This is a genomic window from Candidatus Zymogenaceae bacterium (assembly GCA_016931225.1).
Classification (GTDB): Bacteria; Desulfobacterota; Zymogenia; order Zymogenales; family Zymogenaceae; genus JAFGFE01.
The window spans coordinates 155,681-176,590 of sequence record JAFGFE010000035.1; the positions used below are offsets into that span (position 1 = coordinate 155,681).

The 20,910-nt window shown below is 56.0% G+C and carries 19 protein-coding genes; 5 read left to right on the top strand and 14 right to left on the bottom strand.

All coding sequences use genetic code 11. From position 1 onward, the window contains the following. The first annotated feature begins 31 nt into the window (after window positions 1-31). Window positions 32-217, top strand: a complete 186-nt coding sequence (locus JW885_13965) for a hypothetical protein (protein ID MBN1883269.1) — start codon at window positions 32-34, stop codon at window positions 215-217. Between the two features lie 201 nt (window positions 218-418). Here JW885_13965 and JW885_13970 read toward each other — a convergent pair whose 3' ends face one another. Beyond that, entirely contained in the window at window positions 419-1,135 is a 717-nt protein-coding gene (locus JW885_13970) for a DUF2461 domain-containing protein (protein ID MBN1883270.1), read from the bottom strand. A gap of 155 nt (window positions 1,136-1,290) precedes the next feature. Between JW885_13970 and JW885_13975 the strand changes: the two genes are divergently transcribed. Both JW885_13975 and JW885_13980 read left to right on the top strand, forming a co-directional pair. Continuing rightward, the gene (locus JW885_13975; protein MBN1883271.1) at window positions 1,291-2,046 is read left to right on the top strand and encodes a hypothetical protein; all 756 of its coding nucleotides are present in this window, start codon (window positions 1,291-1,293) and stop codon (window positions 2,044-2,046) included. Between the two features lie 302 nt (window positions 2,047-2,348). Further along, the gene (locus JW885_13980) at window positions 2,349-3,866 is read left to right on the top strand and encodes a hypothetical protein (protein ID MBN1883272.1); all 1,518 of its coding nucleotides are present in this window, start codon (window positions 2,349-2,351) and stop codon (window positions 3,864-3,866) included. Between the two features lie 130 nt (window positions 3,867-3,996). Here the strand turns inward: JW885_13980 and mnmG are convergent, their stop codons facing one another. The 13 genes from mnmG to JW885_14045 form a co-directional block, all read right to left on the bottom strand. Then, a complete protein-coding gene (gene mnmG, locus JW885_13985; protein ID MBN1883273.1) occupies window positions 3,997-5,910 on the bottom strand; it encodes a tRNA uridine-5-carboxymethylaminomethyl(34) synthesis enzyme MnmG in 1,914 nt (637 codons plus the stop codon). A 7-nt stretch (window positions 5,911-5,917) separates the two neighbouring features. Continuing rightward, window positions 5,918-7,105, bottom strand: coding sequence for a 12,18-didecarboxysiroheme deacetylase (gene ahbC / locus JW885_13990; GenBank protein MBN1883274.1), 1,188 nt, complete (start codon window positions 7,103-7,105; stop codon window positions 5,918-5,920). Further along, window positions 7,102-8,652 (bottom strand): uroporphyrinogen-III C-methyltransferase, encoded by a 1,551-nt coding sequence (gene cobA, locus JW885_13995; GenBank protein ID MBN1883275.1) that lies wholly within the window; start codon window positions 8,650-8,652, stop codon window positions 7,102-7,104. Before cobA ends, ahbC begins: the two co-directional genes overlap by 4 nt. Before the next feature lie 9 nt (window positions 8,653-8,661). Next, entirely contained in the window at window positions 8,662-9,576 is a 915-nt protein-coding gene (gene hemC, locus JW885_14000) for a hydroxymethylbilane synthase (protein MBN1883276.1), read from the bottom strand. Then, complete coding sequence (locus tag JW885_14005) at window positions 9,548-11,545, bottom strand: glutamyl-tRNA reductase (GenBank protein MBN1883277.1); 1,998 nt, start codon at window positions 11,543-11,545, stop codon at window positions 9,548-9,550. Before JW885_14005 ends, hemC begins: the two co-directional genes overlap by 29 nt. 81 nt (window positions 11,546-11,626) lie before the next feature. Next, entirely contained in the window at window positions 11,627-12,022 is a 396-nt protein-coding gene (locus JW885_14010; GenBank protein MBN1883278.1) for a response regulator, read from the bottom strand. A 16-nt stretch (window positions 12,023-12,038) separates the two neighbouring features. Beyond that, a complete protein-coding gene (locus tag JW885_14015) occupies window positions 12,039-12,461 on the bottom strand; it encodes a hypothetical protein (protein MBN1883279.1) in 423 nt (140 codons plus the stop codon). Between the two features lie 87 nt (window positions 12,462-12,548). After that, the gene (locus tag JW885_14020; protein ID MBN1883280.1) at window positions 12,549-13,499 is read right to left on the bottom strand and encodes a hypothetical protein; all 951 of its coding nucleotides are present in this window, start codon (window positions 13,497-13,499) and stop codon (window positions 12,549-12,551) included. Window positions 13,500-13,504: 5 nt separating this feature from the next. Then, complete coding sequence (locus JW885_14025; GenBank protein ID MBN1883281.1) at window positions 13,505-14,086, bottom strand: D-sedoheptulose 7-phosphate isomerase; 582 nt, start codon at window positions 14,084-14,086, stop codon at window positions 13,505-13,507. A 128-nt stretch (window positions 14,087-14,214) separates the two neighbouring features. After that, window positions 14,215-15,570 carry a hypothetical protein gene (locus JW885_14030; protein ID MBN1883282.1) on the bottom strand — a complete coding sequence of 452 codons (1,356 nt, stop codon included), beginning with the start codon at window positions 15,568-15,570 and terminating at the stop codon, window positions 14,215-14,217. Next, window positions 15,509-16,516 (bottom strand): tRNA dihydrouridine synthase DusB, encoded by a 1,008-nt coding sequence (dusB, locus tag JW885_14035; protein MBN1883283.1) that lies wholly within the window; start codon window positions 16,514-16,516, stop codon window positions 15,509-15,511. Before dusB ends, JW885_14030 begins: the two co-directional genes overlap by 62 nt. Beyond that, window positions 16,513-17,418 (bottom strand): diadenylate cyclase, encoded by a 906-nt coding sequence (locus JW885_14040; protein MBN1883284.1) that lies wholly within the window; start codon window positions 17,416-17,418, stop codon window positions 16,513-16,515. Before JW885_14040 ends, dusB begins: the two co-directional genes overlap by 4 nt. After that, window positions 17,415-18,371 (bottom strand): patatin-like phospholipase family protein, encoded by a 957-nt coding sequence (locus tag JW885_14045; protein MBN1883285.1) that lies wholly within the window; start codon window positions 18,369-18,371, stop codon window positions 17,415-17,417. Before JW885_14045 ends, JW885_14040 begins: the two co-directional genes overlap by 4 nt. A gap of 319 nt (window positions 18,372-18,690) precedes the next feature. Between JW885_14045 and rpoH the strand changes: the two genes are divergently transcribed. Further along, complete coding sequence (rpoH, locus tag JW885_14050) at window positions 18,691-19,551, top strand: RNA polymerase sigma factor RpoH (GenBank protein ID MBN1883286.1); 861 nt, start codon at window positions 18,691-18,693, stop codon at window positions 19,549-19,551. A 622-nt stretch (window positions 19,552-20,173) separates the two neighbouring features. Continuing rightward, on the top strand, window positions 20,174-20,710 hold the full coding sequence (locus tag JW885_14055) for a helix-turn-helix transcriptional regulator (protein MBN1883287.1): 537 nt from the start codon (window positions 20,174-20,176) through the stop codon (window positions 20,708-20,710). The last annotated feature ends 200 nt before the right edge of the window (window positions 20,711-20,910 follow it).

The window sequence follows — 20,910 nt, forward strand, 5'->3', positions numbered from 1 at the left end:
GGATGAAAACGGTCGTCCCGATATCGCCCGGATGGAAGCGGCCTCTTTTCCCCTGACCGATGTAACGATCGGCCTGAAAAGAAAATTCACGGTAACGTGTCATGCACATAAGGGGTGGTACGTCCTCATCACAGGGAAGGATATCTTCAGCGCCAGAATGCAGGGAAAGCCCCACAGCGGCCTTCGATTCTCCGACAGTCGCCGCATGCGCCCGTAACCCGATCGATCCCGGGGTACTCCCGAACGACACCGGGTGGTGACGTCCGCAAGGCGGATCGAGGCCGCACCCCGGCACGGAGTCGGGGGCGGCGAAACACCTTATAAGCGACCCATCATGCGCCCTCATACAACAGCGGCGGCCGTGCCCGGCCGCCGCTGTTCGTCATACTCGACTGCTCATTAGTGCAGTCCAATGTGTCTACAAGCGCCCGGTCATCTCCACCAGCCAGCGATGCAACGGCAGCATCTTCTCGTATCTTGCCATGCAGTAATCAAGAAGCACGGGAGTAAAGAGCTCCGATGGGATCGGTCCGTCGTCCCCCGCTGTGAGCCCCTTGTTGAGGAGAAGCTCCGCCCGTTCATGGTCCGGATCATAGCCCCGGGGCACCCGCTTGTACCGCGCCCCCGGATAGAGGCCGCACCCGCCATTCCCCTGCACCCCTCCCCCCAGCGCCTCGATGGCATCATCCAGATTGGGGCCGTACACCGGGTGCACCACCGATCGGCGATACTCCTCCAGCGCCGGTTTTTCGAACATATAGATCCCCGCCCCGAGCATCAGCAGATCCGGCTCCAGGTGAAAATAGAACCCGGAGCACTCCATGCGCTTTCCGGCCCCCTCCCAGAACCAGAGGGCGAGGTGTGTCTTGTACGGTGTCTTGTCCTTCGAAAAGCGCGTATCACGATTGATCCGGAAGAGCGACCGATTCACCCTCGGATCGGCGATAATACCCGGGGCGATCTCCCGGAGCCTTTTCCCCATATCCACCACAAAGGCCCGGCCCGGCTCCATCACGAAGCGCTCGAACTCCTTTTTGTGATCCTCGAACCACTCTTTTTTATTGTGTCCCTTCAGTTCCCGGTAAAAAGAAAGTGTTTCATCAAAAAAGCCGGAAAATGAATCAATCTGACTCATTGTCGTCTCTCCGTTCAGGTTTGATATCGTTTTTTATATGGTAACACATTCACGGCAGATATAACAGTGTCCGCTCGACGTCATTCATCATGCTCCTCCCTTCATATGTGTGGGTCGGCTTTGCGGGGGTCAATTATAGAGGAAACTTCGATGATATGATCTCCCTCAACGTCGAGGCGTCCTGGCTGTTCGGTGAGGCCGTCACGCATTTCCTCAAGGGCGGCGGTAATCCCCACAACACCGGCATGCCCGCGAACAACGCCCGTACAAGTCTGGATATTTCCGGCTGGAACGTCTTTGTGGACCTTTCCCGCTGCACCGACCTGTTCACGATCGGTGTGTCATTCGCCATGGGCAGCGGCCGGAAACACCGGTGGAACAACGCGAGCTCATGGGAACATGTCAATATGAATTGCATCACCCCCGACGGTGACTTCTCATTCGCCCACATCATCACCGGCGGCCGTAACGACGGTGGCGCCTCCGTGTGGTGGCCGCATCTCTACGCTAACAACAGTCTCGAAAACATCACCGTCGCCAAGGGATATGTCACAATACGCCCGACCGACACGCTGACGATCTCCGTTGCTGTCATCTGGGCACAGTGGACGGAGAAAATCGGCTGGAATTCTCTCTCACGGGAGGCCGCTTTCCGGTCCAAGTGTCCCGCGTACCTGCATCCCGCATGGACCTACGGCAATTACGGGTATCAGTCCTGGGAGGTGTCCGACGATCTGGGATGGGAAATCAACCTGGCCCTCTCCTATGAGATCATGGAGGGCCTGACCTACACTTTCGAGGGAGCGGTGCTCTCTACCGGCGATTCCTGGGATTACGAGAAGGCCGACGGCACCCGGGGCGACTGGTGGGAAGTCTGGTCCATCGTGAACACCCTGCAGTACGAGTTCTAAAAAACTTCGCGGTATTGATATCCCTCCAGAAAGCCCCCGGACAAAACTCCAGGGGCTTTCTGCTGCAGGATCTCTCTTCATATCTTCTGCCGGAAAAGGTGGCATCGTGATACCAAAACGATCGTCGCTATGCCGCACCCGGATGATTTTTCCACTGTATAAGATTATTATAATTAGTCACTCCTAATTTTTTTAGATTTGCCTAACTTTTTTCCTTGACTCTGTTTCTTTTATCCGTTACAAATACACCCATGACGAGAAACGGATTGAGTGTATCTGTTAATTGGATTGAGGAGTTCAATATGAAGAAATTCACAGTGGCACTTCTTGCAGTAATTGTGAGTATCGGCGTCGTCGCCACATCCTTTGCTGCAGAGACAACTTTTTCCGGTGCCTACCGGGTACGGGCCTGGACCGAGTGGAACTTCGACAAGGAAGTCGAAGATTTTGGAGTGGTTCCAAGCCATGAGGACGGCCTGTACACCGGGTTCATCGATCAGCGTTTTCGCCTGACCATCACCCACACCCGGAGCGAATATCTGAAGGCGGTTGTCCGCATCGACATCGCCGAGGATACCTGGGGAACGGGCAGCGCGCTTCGGATTAACGACAGCAACGCCGACTACATTGATCATGCGTATCTTGAGTTCACCGTTCCTCCGGTAGGAACCTTCACCGTAGGGCGATTCCCCGAATCGTATGGATACGGAACCGTCTTCAGCAATGACGGCTGGGACGGCGCCCGTTGGGCCAACGCCTGGGGCCCCGTAGCCGTGTCTCTGTCCTACTTCAAGGTTGCCGACAACGTGACAGCCGGTTCCGCCGACGAGGCCTACAACTGGGACGCCGATCTTGTGGCCATGAATCTGGGCATATCCCCCATCGAAGGACATCTGCTTGAGGTCTTCGGCGGTGTTCTGTGGGATGATGATGCTTCCGGCGATGGTGGTGTGTGGGGAGTTCTGGGTAACTCCGCCACATGGACCGCCGCTGGTTTCAACAATCCCGGCTATTACGATGCCGTTGTCGGCTTCGTGGGCGTTGCCTACACCGGCAATATCATGGATATGATCGACATCGCCGCTGAGGCTTCCTGGATCATAGGGAGCGCTGATTCTCACTGGTATCGAGGCGGCCTCGTAGCCGATCCCTATGCTGCGGCCCTTGGACCCAATGCGGCTCCCAGAAGTCTGGACATCTCCGGTTGGAACATCTATGCTGACGTGTCCTACTACAACGACCTGTTCAGAGTCGGTGCCGCTTTCATAATGGGAAGCGGTCAGGAGCATGACTGGAATGATGTTTCCTGGGAACATGTGAACATGAACTTCATCAGTGTGGATGCCTTTGAGTTCGGACGAATCATCGCAGGCTCCGCCGGTGGCAACCAATCTATCTGGGGTGATCCCTGGTCCGCCAACAACCTGGAAAACATCACGGCCATCAAGGGGTACTTCGAAGTATGCCCGATGGATAAGCTGACGGTTTCCGGCGCGGTAATCTGGGCCAAGTGGACCGAGGATATCGGCCAAAACAACGCCACGAGAGCGGCTCTGTTTGCGCCGGATAGCCCTGGGTATCCGCATCCGGTCGCCTGGTATTCAGGCAACTACACCTACAATTCCTGGGAAGTGTCCAACGATCTGGGATGGGAAATCGACCTGTCTGTTTCTTACGAGATCATGGAAGGTCTGACCTATAGTCTGGCCGGCGGCGTACTGTTCACCGGCGATTCCTGGGATTACGAGAAGGCCGACGGAACCCGCGGCGACTGGGGCGAAATCTGGTCCATCGTAAACACCCTGGAGTACGAGTTCTAAGAACTCTGCTGTCAGGATGTACACCCAAAAAGCCCCTGGAGGAAACTCCAGGGGCTTTTTTACATTTTTTATATGCCTATCGTCCCTGTACCGAGCGCCGCCCGGTATGGGAAGTTGAAAATGATCGCCCTTACGCCGCACCCCTTTTTTTGAGATGCACCAAGAGGATCGATACCGCCGCCGGCGTAATCCCCGGCGTGCGGGAGGCCTGGCCCACCGTCTCCGGGCGAATCCGCTCCAGAATTTCCACGACCTCACTGGAAAGACCGGCGAGCCCGTCATAGCGAAAATCCTCCGGGATCTTCACCCCCTCCATCTTTTTAAACCGATGGATCTGCTCGTCCTGCCGCCTGAGATACCCCTCGTACTTGATTTCGACGGCCGCCTCGGCCAGGGCGGAGGGGGGAATCGATTCCAGATTCCGGGCCGTCTCGGACACCGCTCCCCGGGCGATGTTCATCAGCATATCCACGTCCACCTCGGGCCGGCGCAGCACCTCTCCCAGGGTCGATTGTTTCTTCAGGTCGTTCAATCCCAGGGAATGAAATAAATCAAGTACCTTAGTCGACGGGGACATCTTCACCTGAAACAGCTCCAGGCACCGCTCATACGCCCGCCGCTTCTCCTCAAAGATCTTCCATGCGTCGTCGTCGATGAGGCCGATCTCCCTTCCCAGGGGTGTCAACCGAAAGACGGCGTTTCCCTCCCTGAGGCTCAGGCGATACTCGGCCCGGGAGGTGAACATGCGGTACGGCTCGACCACGCCCCGGGTGACCAGGTCGTCGATCATCACGCCGATGTACCCCTGGGATCGGGAGATCACCACCGGGTCCCTCTTCTGGACGGTGAGCGCCGCGTTGATACCCGCGATGATCCCCTGGGCCGCCGCCTCCTCGTACCCGGAGGTGCCATTGATCTGTCCGGCCAGAAACAGGCCTGTGACCTTTTTTGTCTCCAGGGTGACCCGAAGCTGGGTGGGCTGCACCATATCGTACCGGATCGCGTAGGCCGGACGTATCATCCGCGCCTCCTCCAACCCGGGAATGTGACGGATGATCTCCCGCTGGGCCTCGATCCCCAGGGTGGTGAAGATGCCGTTGGCATACACCTCTGATGTGGTGTATCCCTCCGGCTCGAGAAATATCTGGTGCCGATCCTTCTCGGGAAAAAAGAGCACCTTCTCCTCGATGGAGGGGCAGTAGCGGGGGCCCTTACGGGCGTGGTAGACGTCGCTGACGACTTTTGTATCCATCACCCGCCGTATGACGTCGTGGGTCCGTTGATCTGTGTACGTGATATAACAGGGGACCTGGGGCCGATCAATGGGGGGGCTTCGAAATGAGAAGGGGGTGACCTTTTCCTGGAGCGGCTGCATCTCGGTTTTCGCCCAGTCGATGGTCCGCCCGTCCAGCCTGGGCGTGGTGGCGGTGGAGAACCGACCGATTTCGATCCCCGCCGATTCCAACGACCGGGACAGACCGATGGACGGTGGGTCCCCCATCCGCCCCGCCGGAAAGGTCATCTCCCCGATGCGGGCGAGGCCCTCCATGAAGGTTCCGGTGGCTATGACCACGGCCCGGGCGTGATACTCGTTTCCGTACTCCGTTCTGACCCCGCGCACCCGGCCGCCGTCGATGATCAATTCTTTTACCATCTCCTGAGTCAGAGAGAGATTCGGCGTGCCCTCGATTTGCCACTTCATGTACGCCCGGTAGGCGACTCGGTCCGCCTGGGCCCGGGAAGACTGGACCGCCGGGCCCTTCGTGGTGTTGAGGGTGCGAAACTGGATGCCGGCAAAATCGATGGCCAGCCCCATCTCTCCCCCCAGGGCGTCTATCTCCTTGACGAGCTGCCCCTTGGCAAGCCCGCCGACGGCCGGGTTACAGGACATCTGGCCGATGTTGTCGACGTTGTTTGTGACCAGCAGTGCGGCGCATCCCATGCGTGCGGCGGCGAGGGCCGCCTCGCACCCGGCATGGCCGGCCCCCACGATTATCACATCAAAGGAGCCGCCCGGAGACGATATGGAGGGGGTATCCGTCATGTTTTCCTCAGGCGGGCTGTGCAATCTCTTCATCGGTGAGGTAACAGGCGGGATCGGACGCCCAGACATCGCCGGTCATGGCCTCCGCCCGGGCCCGGAAGTTCCCGGCGCAGATATCCAGCCACCGGCATGAGGCGCATCTCCCGGTAACGAACTGTTTTTTATCCCTGAGGCGGCTCAGAAGGGGATGGTTGGGATCCGTCCAGATGGCCGAGAAGGGGCGCTCCCGGACGCTCCCCAGGGGGTGGTTTCGCCAGAACTGGTCGGCATAGACCGTGCCGTCCCAGCTGATGCAGCCGATGCCCACGCCTGAGGAGTTGCCCTGGTTTCGCATGAGGAGCCTGAAGACCTCGTCCGCCCTCTCCGGGTCTTCCCGAAGCAGCCGGAGATAGAGATACGGCCCGTCGGCGTGGTTGTCCACCGTCAGGACTTCCGGCTCCCGCCCCCGATCGAAGAGCTTCTTGGTCTCGTCGATGATGGTATCGAGGACATCCCTCGTCTCCTCATGGGTCAAGAGCGCATCAAAGAGGTCCGTCCCCCTGCCGGTCACCACGAGGTGATAGAAACATATTCGGGGGACGCCCTCGTCCTCGAGGAGACGGAATATGCCGGGGATCTCCGCCCGGTTCGCCCGGTTGATGGTCAGCCGGAGGCCCACCTTGATGCCCGCCGCCATGCTGTTCCTGATGCCGGAAAGGGCGTTTTTGAACGCACCGGGAACCCGCCTGAAGGTATCGTGGGTCTCTTCCAATCCGTCCAGACTCACCCCGACGTATGAGAGCCCCAACTCGCCGAGCCGCCGGGCGCGCTTTTCGGTGATGAGGGTGCCGTTGGTGGAGATGACCGCCCGCATCCCGCGGTTCTTGGCGTGGGCGATCAGCTCATCAAGGTCCGGGCGCATCAACGGCTCGCCCCCGGAGAAGAGAATCACCGGCGCCCCGAATTTCACCAGGTCGTCTATGACCCCCATCGCCTCGTCGGTGGAAAGCTCGTCGGTGTAATCGATATTCTCGGAGTCGCTGTAGCAGTGGACGCACTTCAGATTGCACCGACGGGTGCAGTTGAAGACCACCACCGGCTTCTTATCCTCGGAGAACTGCAGGAGATGGGACGGGAGCTGATCGGAACGACACCCGTATCGCAGCACATCCGACTCCTCCACGGCACCCATATACAACTTTGAAATTCCTATCATGATTCGCCTGTAACGTGATGTATGATCGCCTGAACCAGGCCCGGTATTGTATATTCCGCGGCCTCCGCCGCCACGTGAAATCCCGCTCTTTGCGCCTTGTCGGTCGTCACCGGGCCGATGGAGACGGCCTCCGGGACGACGACCGATCCATCGTCCCATATGGTATTGATGCGAAACATCTCCCCCAGGTTCACGGCGGTAGAGCCGCTTGCGAAGGTCAATAAATCCGCACCATCCAGGGTACGTGCGATCTCCTCTCGGGAGACCTCGGGGCGTACGGCCCGATACGCCGCCACATCGTCCACATCAGCGTCTTCCGCCTTTAGACGCTCCGGGAGGACCGGCCGGGCAACTTGTGCGCGAAAGAGGAGTATCCGCTTCCCCTTCACGCCGCCGGGCACGTAATCGATGATCGCATCTGCCAGAGCCTCGGCGATGAATTCATCCGGCACCACATCCGGCACGATTCCGTGATCTTCCAAGGCGACCTTCGTCCCCGGCCCCATCGCCGCCACCACGGCCCGACCGAGGGCCCGTGTGTCCTTTCCCAGCTCATCCAGGATCGAAAAGAACGCCCGAACGCCATTGGGACTGGTAAAAACCACACAATCGTAGCCGCCTATCTCGGCGACGGTCTTTTTTGCCCTTTTCATGTCCTCCGGCGGTGCGATCTCGATCGACGGCAGCTCCAGTGGTTCCGCCCCCAGCCGCCGGAGCATTCCGCACAGCTCCCCCGCCTGATGGCTCGCCCGGGTCACCACAATCTTTTTTCCGAACAGCGGCAGCCGATCGTACCACGCGAGATGCTCCCGTAAGGACGCAACCTCCCCCACCACGAGCACCGCGGGCGCCGTGACGCCGTGCTTTTCCACCAGGTCGCTGATGGTCCCCAGGGTGCCGAAGACCCCGGATTGCCTGGGCGTCGCCCCCCGGGAGATAACCGCCGCAGGCGTCTCCGGGGACAATCCCCCCGCCATCAGCCGGGCCGTGTTTTCCTTCAGGCGCTTGACGCCCATCAGGACAACCAGCGTGCCGGAAAAACCGGAGAGGTACTCCCAATCCACCCCTTCTTCCGACTTTGTGGGATCCTCATGACCGGTGATGAACGCCACCTGTGACGCCAGGCCCCGGTGGGTCACCGGGATCCCCGCATAGGCGGGAACCGCCGCGGCCGCGGTAACTCCGGGGACCACCTCGAAGGGAATCCCCTCTCGGGCGAGGACTAACGCCTCCTCTCCACCCCGGCCGAAGATGAATGGATCCCCCCCCTTCAGCCGCACCACGACATCCGCCTGTCTTGCCTTCTCCACCAGGAGCCGGTTGATGTCGTCCTGGGTCATGTAGTGGTGTCCCCCCTCTTTCCCGGCGAAAAGCATCTCCGCTTTATCCGGGGCGTGGGACAGGATGTCGGGATCGACCAGGTTGTCGTATACCACCACGTCCGCCCGACCGAGGCACTCCGCCCCTCTGAGGGTCAACAGCCCAGGATCGCCGGGACCCGCCCCCACCAGATAGACCGTGCCGGGGGGTCTTTTCTTATGCGTCATCATTCGATGTCATCCCTCCGGGTGCATGGAAAGGAGCGTATCGGCTCCCTGCCCAAGACAGGTTTCGGCGAGTTTTTTACCGATATCCTCGAAATGATCGGGATGGCCGGATTCTTCCTCCCTGATGATCCGCGAACCGTTCGGCGCCGATACCATCCCGGTGATTGTCAGCGTTCCGTCTTCAATCCGTGCATATGCGCCCACCGCCGAGCGGCAGTCGGCCCCCAGGGCCGTCACGAACGCCCGCTCGGAAAGCGCCGTTATCCGGCTCTGTCGGTGGTCCAGCACATCGACCAGCCCCTCATCGCCCCGCCGCACCTCCACAGCCAATGCGCCCTGCCCCGCGGCGGGGATAAAATCCTCACCGGCAAGCAGGCAATACGCATCTGGATCAATCCCCAGCCGCCTCATGCCGGCGGCCGCCAGCAGCGTGGCGTCGCACTCACCCTTTTCTACTTTTTCCATCCTGGTGCCCACGTTCCCCCGAAGCGGCGTTACCACCAGATCGGGCCTTTGGGAGAGGAGCTGGGCCTTTCTTCTGAGGCTGGACGTCCCGACGACGGCCCCCTGTGGGAGATCACGAATCGACTGTATCCTTCTTGAGAAAATCAGGGTGTCCCGGGGGTCCTCACGCACAGGCACGGCCCCCAGTGAAAACGCCTCGTTGGTATCGGCGGGAAGGTCCTTCATGCTGTGAACCGCGATGTCGATCGCTCCCGAGGCAAGAGCCTGCTCCAGCTCCTGGACGAACAATCCCTTTCCCCCTATTTTCCACAGGGCGATGCGATCGCTGCGGTCGCCCCGGGTATTCATCGGAACGAGCTCCGTCTCGACACCGTCAACGGCTTCCGCGAGGAGAGCGGCCACCAGGCGGGTCTGGACCATCGCCAGGGGGCTACGCCTCGTCCCAATTTTGATCTTCATCATATTCCTCGTCCGCCAGCCCCAGAAGCCCCTTGACGACGTTGATGGTCATTTCACTCCCCAGCCAGGGCTCCCGCTTCAGGTACACGGTCGGATCGTGGAGAATCTTTTTGATAATAGATGTGGTCATGTGCTCCAGCTTTTCACGCTTATTCTCATCCAGTCCTCCCCAGGAAACGATGAGTTTTTCCATCTCGTCTTTGCCGATACGCATCAGCTTTTCCCTGAGGGAGATGATGGTCCCCACCATATCCAGACTCTTGAGCCATTCGGAGAACTTGGCGGTCTCTTCCTCTACGATGGCGCGTGCCCGATCGGCGTCCTCGGCGCGTAGAGCGATGTTTCGAGACACCACGTCTTCCAGATCATCCATATTATACAGACTCACTCCCGGTATATCGGACACTGAGGGTGCAACATCTCTGGGAACGGCGATATCAATGAGCACGATGGGGCGCTGAGCCCGCCCTTCCATAACCCGATGCAGCATCCTGTCCGTGATCACCGGTTCCTGTGACCCGGTGGAGGCGACGACCACATCCGCCTCGACCAGGGCGGACTCCATCTCTTCCCAGGGGAGCGCCCGGGCGCCGATGCGGGAAAAGCGTTCCGCCAGATCCCGGGCCGTTTTGAAGGTCCGGTTGACGATCACGGCATCCTTTGGACACCTGCCGCACAGATGCTGGAGCGTATCCTCGCTCATCTCCCCCGCTCCGATCACCAGGATCCGGGATCCATCGAGATTTCCTAGGACCTCCTCGGCGACCCATACCGCCGCCGAGCTGACGGACACCGGACGGGATGAGATGGCGGTCTCATTTTTCACCCGCTTTGCCGTAAAAAATGCCCGGTGCATCAGGCGGTTGAGAATCAGTCCTGTGGTCTCCGCCGTCGTCGCCGATCGATACGAATCCTTCACCTGGCCCAGGATCTGCGGCTCTCCCACCACCATGGAATCGAGGGCCGAGGCCACCTGGAATATGTGGGCTATCGCCTCCGCGCCCCGATGAATATAGGAGAACTTCCGCATCCCCTGGGGATCCTTGCCGTGAAACCGCCCGAGATACGAAATCGACGATTCCACCGCACGATCCACATCGAAGGCGCACCCCAGGATTTCCACCCGGTTGCAGGTGGACAGAACCACGCACTCGGTTATCTCGGCAAACTCCTTGAGTCCCACGAGGAAATCCTTGATGAGATCAAGACGCAGTTCCATGCGCTCCCGCACTTCAACCGGTGCCGTCTTGTGGCTCATCCCCACCACGAATATTTCCACCTTCCGACCGTTCAAGTCTTCGATTTCATCGAAGTCCTCATCGATGCGATGGATGACCCCCTCCTCTTCGAAGAACTCGTTGATAATCCGTGGAACATCCCGCAGACTTCCCTCCGCGATGATCCGGGCCAGGGGGAGGGACGCGATCTTCCCCATGATCTCTGCCAATCGATCGCCCGTGATCCCGGACTCCCGGAGGGATTCCCGGATGCTTCCCATTACCCTGAGCACTCCCGCGTACTCGGGGCCGTATTGGTCCTCCAGGTCCTGGCGGATACGGCGCGCCGTCGCGGGGGATACGCCGCCGGTGGATATCGCTATGCTGAGATCGCCGCGGTTGACCACCGCCGGGAAGTAGAAATCGCACATGTCCGGTACGTCCGCCACGTTCACCAGGACTCCCCGACTGCGACACGCCTCCATGATCCGTATGCTCGTCTCCCGATCGTTCACGGCGGCGATACACAGAAAGGCGTCATCCAAAACCTCTGGCTCGAAATCTTTCCGTATCAACATCACCTCGCCGTGACGATCCAGCTCTTCCAGTCTCGGAGAAAACTCCTTGGATACAACCGTCACCCGTGCGCCGGCGTTAAGAAGCGCGGATACCTTCCTGGTACCCACGGCACCCCCGCCCACGACCAGGCAGTACTTTCCAAAGACCTTCAGTGATATCGACAGCAGATTCATGCGTTCTCTACACGTTGTATCGTCATATAAAAAGCCGCCGGTACGATCGGCGGCGTGTACATGGACAAAAAAATCATTGAATCAGGAACTGGCCTTTCGGGTAATCAACTGCTCCACAAGGATCACAATATCCACAGGCTTTGTGAATTTCGGTATGTGAACCCTCGAGCCCAGCACGTCCCGATTATGCTCGTGGGGCGGTTCCTTGATCATCGAGCTGACGGTGACGAAGATGACATCCTTGCTCCAATCAAGATCATGGGCCATTTTCAAAAAACGGGTCCCGCCCACGTTCGGCATTACCTTATCGACAATAACAACATCCGGCCTCACATCCTGATATACATCGAATCCCACGCCGCCGTCTTCCGCGGTGAACACCTCAAATCCCGATTCGGAAAATTCCTTCCCCAGCACATCCCGAAAGAACTTCTCATCATCAATAATGAGCACTCGTGTCTTTTTGCCCTTTTTCATACAAATCATCCGAATGTCATGGTTCCAACTCTCCGGCACTCGCCTCCTCTATATACATCACTATACCCTGTAATTCGCTCGGGGTCAAGGCGCCATCGAGCATCGAGAGAAAGAATCTGTAGTATATTGCGAGAAATTCCTCCGGTGTAATCCGGCAGGTCAATACTCCGGATATGAGCTGTGAAAAGGATTTTGTCAGCACCCCGGGCTCGTACCCTTGCGGATATTCGGTCACAATACGTTCCTCGAACTCAGTAACCGCTTCCATCGATCCCTTCCCGATCAGGTATAAGGAAAACACACCCCCGGCACAGATGAGCACGATGACGCCGAAAAATATCATGCATCCCATCAGGCACGCCGAGCGTCCCGATTTTTTCCGATCATCGGTCGGAACATCACTCCCGTTCGAGCGGGTGCGATCCGCTTTTTCGTCCATCGTCTCTCATCCTCAGTCTGTTACCCCGCACACGGCACGGGTCCTCCCTGACGACCACACCGCACCGCATCAACGACGCCCATTCCGTCACGTCAGTCCGTCGACGACTCCGGCGCACAGAAGTGGAATCATGATTTCATGATGCCCGATCAGATTCACACCCCGACCGGATTTCATCGTCGGCCGGGTTACCACATTGGTATGCGGCCGGTACTGCTGCATGAAATCCATATTGACGGCGAAAAAATCCTCTACGGGGTGACCCAGGTTTCGGGCCAGGGCGACGGCTTTCAGGAAGACCTCGGGCATGATCACCGCCGATCCGATATTAAAATAGACTCCGCCCGAAAGCCCTGCCACGGATGCCGAAAAGAGATAGAAGTCCCGCATCGATGTCGTGCCGATGTCCGCCCCGTTTGCCGAGGGGTGCATGTGAATAATATCCGTGCCTAAGGCGACGTGAACGGTCACCGGAATGCCGAGGCGCGCACCGGCCGCCAAAATGCTGCTTGCGCGATACGGCATTTCTTCTTTTTCGATCATCTCACCGACCGATCGCCCCAATCCCATTTTCTGATCATTCTCTGCGGCGCCCCTGGCAATGGCCCCGTTAAGGATATCCGCCGTATCCCGGGCCATGCCGAAGCTCCCGTCATCAAGGGCCTCGGCCACGTCCTCCGATGTCGATCCTATATAGGCCAGCTCGAAATCATGAATGATCCCGGCGCCGTTGAGGGCCACATGGCTCACCACGCCCCGCTCCATCAGGTCCACGATCAACGGTCCCATGCCCACCTTGATGGGATGAGCCCCCATGGAGAACATCACCGGCCTTTTATTCCGCACCGCACGGACGACGGCGTCGATCACCGATTTCAGGTCCCCGGCCGCCAGAATATTCGGAAGGCGATCGAAAAACTCCGAGACGGTCATGCCGATTTTGGGCGGTTTCGCGAGGTCCATCGACGAGACCTTGCTGGATCTGCTCTTCGCTTCGTATGTCCGTATCCCTGAAGGATCCAGGGGATCGATGGGCATTTTTTTCATGTCGCGGCGCTTTGAAACAGTTTGAAATCCACCAGCTCGCACAACACATGTCCCAGGATGATATGCACCTCCTGGATACGGGGAGTGTCGTTCGAGGGCACGATGAACTCATAATCACACATGCTCAACGCCTTCCCGCCGCTGCCCCCGGATAAAAGCACGGAGGTGACCCCCAGGGCGTGACACGCCTCGATTCCCCTGATGATATTGGGAGAATTGCCGCTGGTGCTGATGGCCACGGCGACATCCCCCTTGATCCCCAAGGCCTTTATCTGCTTTGAGAAGACGTCCGCAAAATCATAGTCATTACTGATACTGGTGAGAATCGATGTGTCGGTCGTCAATGCGATCGCGGGAAGCGGCGGCCGCTCGATCTTGAATCTGTTGACGAACTCGGCGGCGATATGTTGGGAATCGGCGGCGCTGCCGCCGTTACCGAAGAGCAGCAGTTTATTGCCCCGGGTAAAGGACTGCGCGATGAGATCGGCGACGGTATCGATGGTTAATTCATATTTTTCGGCAAACTCCTTTTTCAACTGGGCGCTGTCAATGAATGCGTTGTGAATGATCTCGTGCATCTGTTTCGCTTCCTTCGGTACAATCCATTTTTGCTGTATTATTATGCGGTTTCACTATACATAACGGTCGCTCATCCTGTCAAGACAATTACCGGTACCACACGATCCCTCTCCCCTCTCCCGTATGATCATTGTATACCATATTGCTTGATCTTCTTTGCCAGTGTGTTCCGGTTTATTCCCAGTATGGCCGCGGATTTCGACTGATTGCCCCCCGTTTCCGACAGGACGAGCTTGATCAGCGGCTCCTCGACCCTTCCCATCACGATGGGGTACAGCCCCTGCATGCTGTCTACGTTCATCTTCTGGATCAGAGGAACGAGCTTTGCCTTCAACAGGTTCTCCAGAGAAGCTTTCTCCATGGCGTAGGGGTCATTGGATGTGATAAAGTCAGGCAGGTTCATCGGGTATATATCCCTCCCCTCGGAGGCGATCAGGGCGAAGAGCGTGACAAAAAACAGCTCGTTGACATTACCCGGCCACGAATAGTTGAGCATGAGGTTTCGAGCCTGGGGGGTGACGGGCGCCGGTCGTCGATAAAAAACACGGCTGGCCGATTCAATGAAGTATCGGGTGATGAGGGTAATATCCTCCCTGCGCTCCCTGAGAGGATCTATGTGTATCGCCTCCATCCTTTCCGTGTCGATATCAAACGCCGGCGAACCCTTCCTCGGATCGTGATGAATAATCAGCCGCGGCATGGAGCTGTTTAACAGAGGCGGAGCATTCAAAAGAGAGGTAAGGTATAGAATATCCTCATCGCTGCACTCCCGGCTGTTTCTGACCACCACCGTTCCGGTGGAGTGTATCTCCTCAATAGATTTGACGACACCCCGTCCCCGCCTCTGAGACAGCAGAGGATCATAGATCCGTATCGGGGCGAAGCTGTCCGACCCTGCCAGATGAATCGCCAGGGAAATCTGCATCTTGCCGCAGCCCGATTCACCCTCGATGAAAACCGGCCTTCGGTGTTTTTTCGCCCTCAAAACTCCTTTGCGTACTGAAATGGCGTTGGATGACCGGCCGATAAAGACCTTGTGCGTATTCTTGAACTGTTCGAAATGGTCGTTGGCGGCCGATGTAAGAATGCGGCCCGAGGCGGTTCTGTCGGCCGTCAGGAGGGCGAACTGTATCTCACTTGAATGATACGGCTCCATGATACAGGCGGAGACGGCCTCATCCAGAAGGGATTGACAGGCATCACGCTCGCTCTCCGTCATGGTGAGTATTATCGGGATGAATCGAAACTCTTTCGTCAGTGAGAACAACAAGGTGGGCGCCCGGGAGATAAGATATCCGGCGCCGATGATGAGATATTCAGGAGGTTCGGCCCTCATCGTCTTTTTCAGATCACGAACCGTATGTTCCATAATGGTTCGTATCGACCTGGATGTGAGGGCCTCGGTAATGGGAAGCAGCGCATCATCCTTCACGTTGAATATAATCGCCCGCTTCGCCCCGAGACCCGTCTGAGCCGGTGGCATAGTCGCCCTCCTCCCTGTGGGATAAATAATCCCGTATGGATGTCAGCATATCGTCGTATCGTTTTGTCCGCATCAGGTGTTCTCTGAAGGACGCCGCACCTCGAAAGCCTTTTATATAATAGCAGACATGTCGACGGATGATGGGGACACATCGGCTCTCGCCGTAATACTCCGCCGCCAGGCGGCAGTGTTCCAGGATGATATCCAATAGCTCCGTCCGGTCTCTCGGGGCGCCGGATTCTGAAAACACCCAGGGCGCTCCCATGGCCCCCCGGCCGATCATCACGAACGCCACACCGGTCTGTTTTATGCGATCCCGGGCCTCATCCAGCGAGTTGATATCGCCGCTTCCGACAACCGGTATATCAAGCGAGTCCGCGAGGTGCGCCACCCGTGTCCAGTCGGCCCGGCCCGTAAAGTGTTGGGTCGCCGTTCGGGGATGGAGGCAGATTGCATCCGCGCCTGCGTCCCGGATTCTGTGTGCCATATCCAGATAGTTTATCGATGATTCATTCCACCCCGCCCGGATCTTCGCGGTCACGGGCACATCCACCGCCCCCTTCGCCGCAGCAACAAGACCCGCGGCGACCGTGACATCACGCATCAGCGCCGCACCCGCACCCTGCCTGATGACCTTTTTGACCGGACATCCCATGTTGATGTCGATCAGTACGGCGCCGCGCCTCTGTGCAAACTCCGCGGCCCTAGCGACGGCCGTACCGTCTGTGCCGAAAAGCTGTACCGCCAGCGGTCCCTCCCGGGGATCGACCGTCACCATGCGCGCCGTTCTTTTCTGTCCGCGACGTATCGCCTCGGCGCTGACCATTTCCGTATACACCAGTCCCGCCCCGAAGCGACGGCATAAAATACGCATGGGAAGATCGACCACACCGGCCATGGGCGCCGCGAAGAACGGGGAGGTGAATGATACCGAGCCGATGTTCATGATTTCGACGAGGGTCGTTCTATCTCCATAAAGACCCTTCCCTCCTTGAAAATCCGAACGCTCCCGGTCGATTCGGAAATGACGATGGCGATGGCGTCTGTTAGGGAGGTGATGCCCGCGGCGGCCACGTGCCTGCTGCCCAGGCCCTGGGGAAGATCACCACCCTCCAGGGCGGCGTTCAGGTGTCTTCCAGCGGTCACCAGCACACCGTCGCCCCGAATGACGAATGCCCCGTCGATAACCGAGAATTCCTTGATGGTCTCCCTGAGCTGGGCGTCGTGTATGGACAATTCCTGTTCGCTGTAGCCCTTGAATGGATTAATGACCAGCTGGCGGGAAAGCTGCAGGACCCTTTCATCGTCCCCGATGACGAAGATCGTCCCCACCGCCTTTCCCTCCCGTCCCTGGGTGGCAAGCTCAATGGCCAGATTCAGCACCGTCTCAAAAATATCCGGACGAACCACGGAATCGGCATCTATGACGGCGTCGGAGCTGAAGATTTCAAACTCCCTGTCCGTATCGACAACCACCAGCGTATCATCGGCCCCGAATCTCGATACGCCCGTTATACAGACTATTTTATCGCCCGGCGAAATGAAATCAGAAGAAAGGGCGTACATGATCGCAAGCTTCACCTGTCCCATCCTGGTAAGGGTCACGTCCGGCACCTTCAGAAGCTTTGTAACGTCTTGTTCGGAAAGCTCATGAAACAGCTCCTCGTTTCTCACAACAACAACCGGCTTGAGCTTTTTTACCTGGTCGCTGATGGCCTTATAATCATCCCTGTTCTGCACGTTCACCAGCAACGCCTTCGCCTTGATCTCCGCGGCAACATTCGATGCGTGTTCAAGTATGATCGTCGTCAGGTGTTTTTCCCTTGTCGTCGTTTTTTTGCCCTTCATTCTTCTTTTCGCCCAAATGTAAAACGTTTTTTTCTCTTTATGAATCTTTCGATCTTTTCGATATCCTCAAAGGCGGCCCGCTCTCCCTCCTTTACCCCCAGGTAGTATCGGTGAAAATCAAACAACCCGAGATAGTCCAGATCGGGAGTTATAATAACATCCGGCCGCTCCCTTTTGAGCCGCATCCTGTTGATCTCCGAGGCCATGATGTTTATCGAACCCTGAATAATCTCGAAAATGTTCGGAACGGCTTCATCGTCCGACTTCTCCGCGAAGCCGTGTCTGATGCTGATCTCCAATTTGTATTCGGGAACCTTTGGCGAAATGTCAACAGCGATGATATAATCCGCCCCCAGATCCCGCACCACCTGTACCGGCACCGGATTTACCACGCCTCCGTCAATCAGAAGCATATCGCCCATGGGAACCGGCTGGAATATTCCCGGTATCGATATCGACGCTCGTATCGCCCCCGCCAGGTCTCCCTCCTTGAAGATGACTTCCGTCCCGGTTTTATAATCGGTGGCGACACAGGCGAACTTCATCGGGAGATCTTCTATGTTCGTATTTTCGCCGAGATGTTCTCGGAGAAACCGTTCGATGCGTTTCCCCTCCACAAGACCGTTTTTTGGAAACACCACGTCAACAAACCTGAGCTGGTTGCGCATGGTCAGAACGGATAGGTGCTCGTGCAGGACATTCAATTTTCCCGCCGCCAGGAACGCGCCGACCAACGCCCCGACGCTTGTTCCGGAAACGGCGTCGATCTTCACACCCATTTCGGTGAGCACCTGTATCACGCCCATATGGGCGAGACCCCGGGCGGCACCGCTCCCCAGGGCCAGACCGATCCGTTTATTACCCGGCAGGGGAAGGTAATGTTGTAACTTCTTAAAGAAAAGCCGGAACGTATTGGTAAATGTCTTTTGGGGAATCCGAGATTCAGGATTCATCGTTTTTTTTGGATATATCGCTGAAATCGCTGTTTCAGGTACATATCATGTGAAAATCGAAAGCTTTTTCGTTTTTCTTCCCGGAGGGTGTTTTTTCAACGAAACCTTTTATTGCCTTGTGCATCTAACATTATGATAATAAAAGTGATTTCCGATACTGTAGTATATTTGGATGTGCTTGTCAATTAAATAGCTGCGGCGGAAAACATAAAACAATAAAAGAATATTTTGACAGAATAATTTTTTTTATGATATAATTAGCACTCATCAGAGAAGAGTGCTAATTATATCAAGCATTCGACAAAGAGGAGATATGCCTATGGAAAACACATCGTATTATCCCGCACCCACGACCACGATGTCGCTCTATATGAAAAATGTCAATAATATCCCTCTTCTGACCAAGGAAGAGGAGTATGAGCTGGCGGTTCGGTGGTATGACCATAAAGATCTGGATGCAGCACATCAACTTGTCGTTTCAAACCTTCGCTTCGTCGTGAAGGTCGCCAATGAATATGTACATTACGGCCTGAAAATAATGGACCTCATTCAGGAGGGCAATATAGGCCTGATGCAGGCGATCAAGAAGTTCAATCCCTATAAGGGCTACCGGCTCATATCATATGCCGTGTGGTGGATTCGGGCCTACATCCAAAACTTCATCATCAAATCCTGGAGCCTCGTAAAGATCGGGACAACCCAGGCGCAGAAAAAACTGTTTTACAAGATGAAGCAGGTAAAAAACGCCCTCGGCATCGACGAGACAAGCGAAGAGGATATTTCCGCCATCGCAGGCGAACTGGATGTGAACGACAACGTGGTCAGAGAAATGGATCAGCGCCTGGCCGGAAGGGATCTTTCCCTCAATACGTCGTTGGGTGACGACGACCACATTACGTACCTGGATTTCGTGTCTGAAGATCCAATGCAGGAATCCATCCTCATCGATGAAGAAGAACAACATAATCTGAAGAACGATATTAAAGACGCCCTCAAAAGCCTGAATGAAAAAGAGAGCTACATCATCACCCATCGTGTTATGGCGGAAAAGGGCATGACCCTTCAGGAAATCGCCGATAAGTTCGGCATCTCCCGGGAACGGGTCAGGCAGATAGAGGTCGGCGCCCTTAAAAAACTCAGGAATATACCTCAAATCAATCATTATCGTGCGGATACCTGATTCGTTATTTCTGGAAGCCGAACGTTTCGATATCCACGAAAAACACCTATCGTACACCCGCATATACCGGCATGAAGATCGTCGGAGTACCTTCATCCGAGGCCTTTGACCGGTAATGCGGGTATTTTTGTACGGAGATATTGACAATAAGGACATGTATCACCAGCCCACACGGATATTTGAGACCGTGGAGAATATCATATGTCGTTCTATATACCCCCACCATGGTAGTAAAAGGGTACCTTTTTGGACCTCCCCTCTCAATATTCATTATCATTCTATTTTTTATGAATACTCATACATGTAATCATTATACTCCCATTTTTTCTCCACTATACTCCCTTTTGCCCATTTACAATAGTGACGAAATTGGTTATTTTATTTTCAAGCATGTTAATTATGTTTTGCTATTCACATTATTACCGTATATAGGGGTATTATTTAACACAGAATGGATATACCATAAATGGTAAGTTTTTCCATGTCACGTGATAGATATTGAATATGTATTTCATTTTGTGTAATATAGTTTGATTATTTATCTATAATCTGTGAATTTCTCGTCTGTTACCTATATTACATTGCAAACACAGACTCAACAATCACACAAGATGGAGATATTATGAGAGAGCGAAGAAGCCGAACCAACACAAAAATCAAACCGAAAGAGGTTTCCGAACGGCTCCAGGAACTGATCAAGCAATCGGGTCTGAAACAATACCAGTTTGCAGAGAAATGTCAGATTACCGCCGCGGCACTGTCCACATACTTGAACAAGGAGCGCATTCCCGAATCTGCCATCCTGGCCAGGATTTCCGATTTCTCAAACACATCCATGGAGTGGATTCTCACCGGAAAAACCGTCAATGAGCAGTTGATGGAAAAGGGTGATGAATTCCAGGATCAGGTCCTCAAGGACATGGCTGAAGACGTGAAGATGTGGCGGGAAAAAGCACTGGAAGCGGAAAATCTCCTCAGGTCCACCCAGGAAGTAATGAATGTCATGGAGTCCGGTGGAGACTACAGCGAGGCCGATCCCACAAAGATCAACCCGGACGAAATAACACTGCTCTCAAACTTCCGACTCCTGTCCGAGAAGCGCCAACAGAAGGTATTGGAATACATCGCTGATCAGCTGAAAGTGGAAAAATCGAGATAGGAGCACAGATTCATCTGATTCGGACGGCGTCGTGTCCCCTTTCGAAATGAAAAACGGGACGACGCCTTTTTTTTGTCATCACTACCGGACGATACGACACCTCAAATCTCCAAAAGGAAGATACCTCTCGATCATTCTCACCGCCCATTACACGGTCGGACCTTAATACAAGCAAATGTATTGACAAAACCGGACGAAGA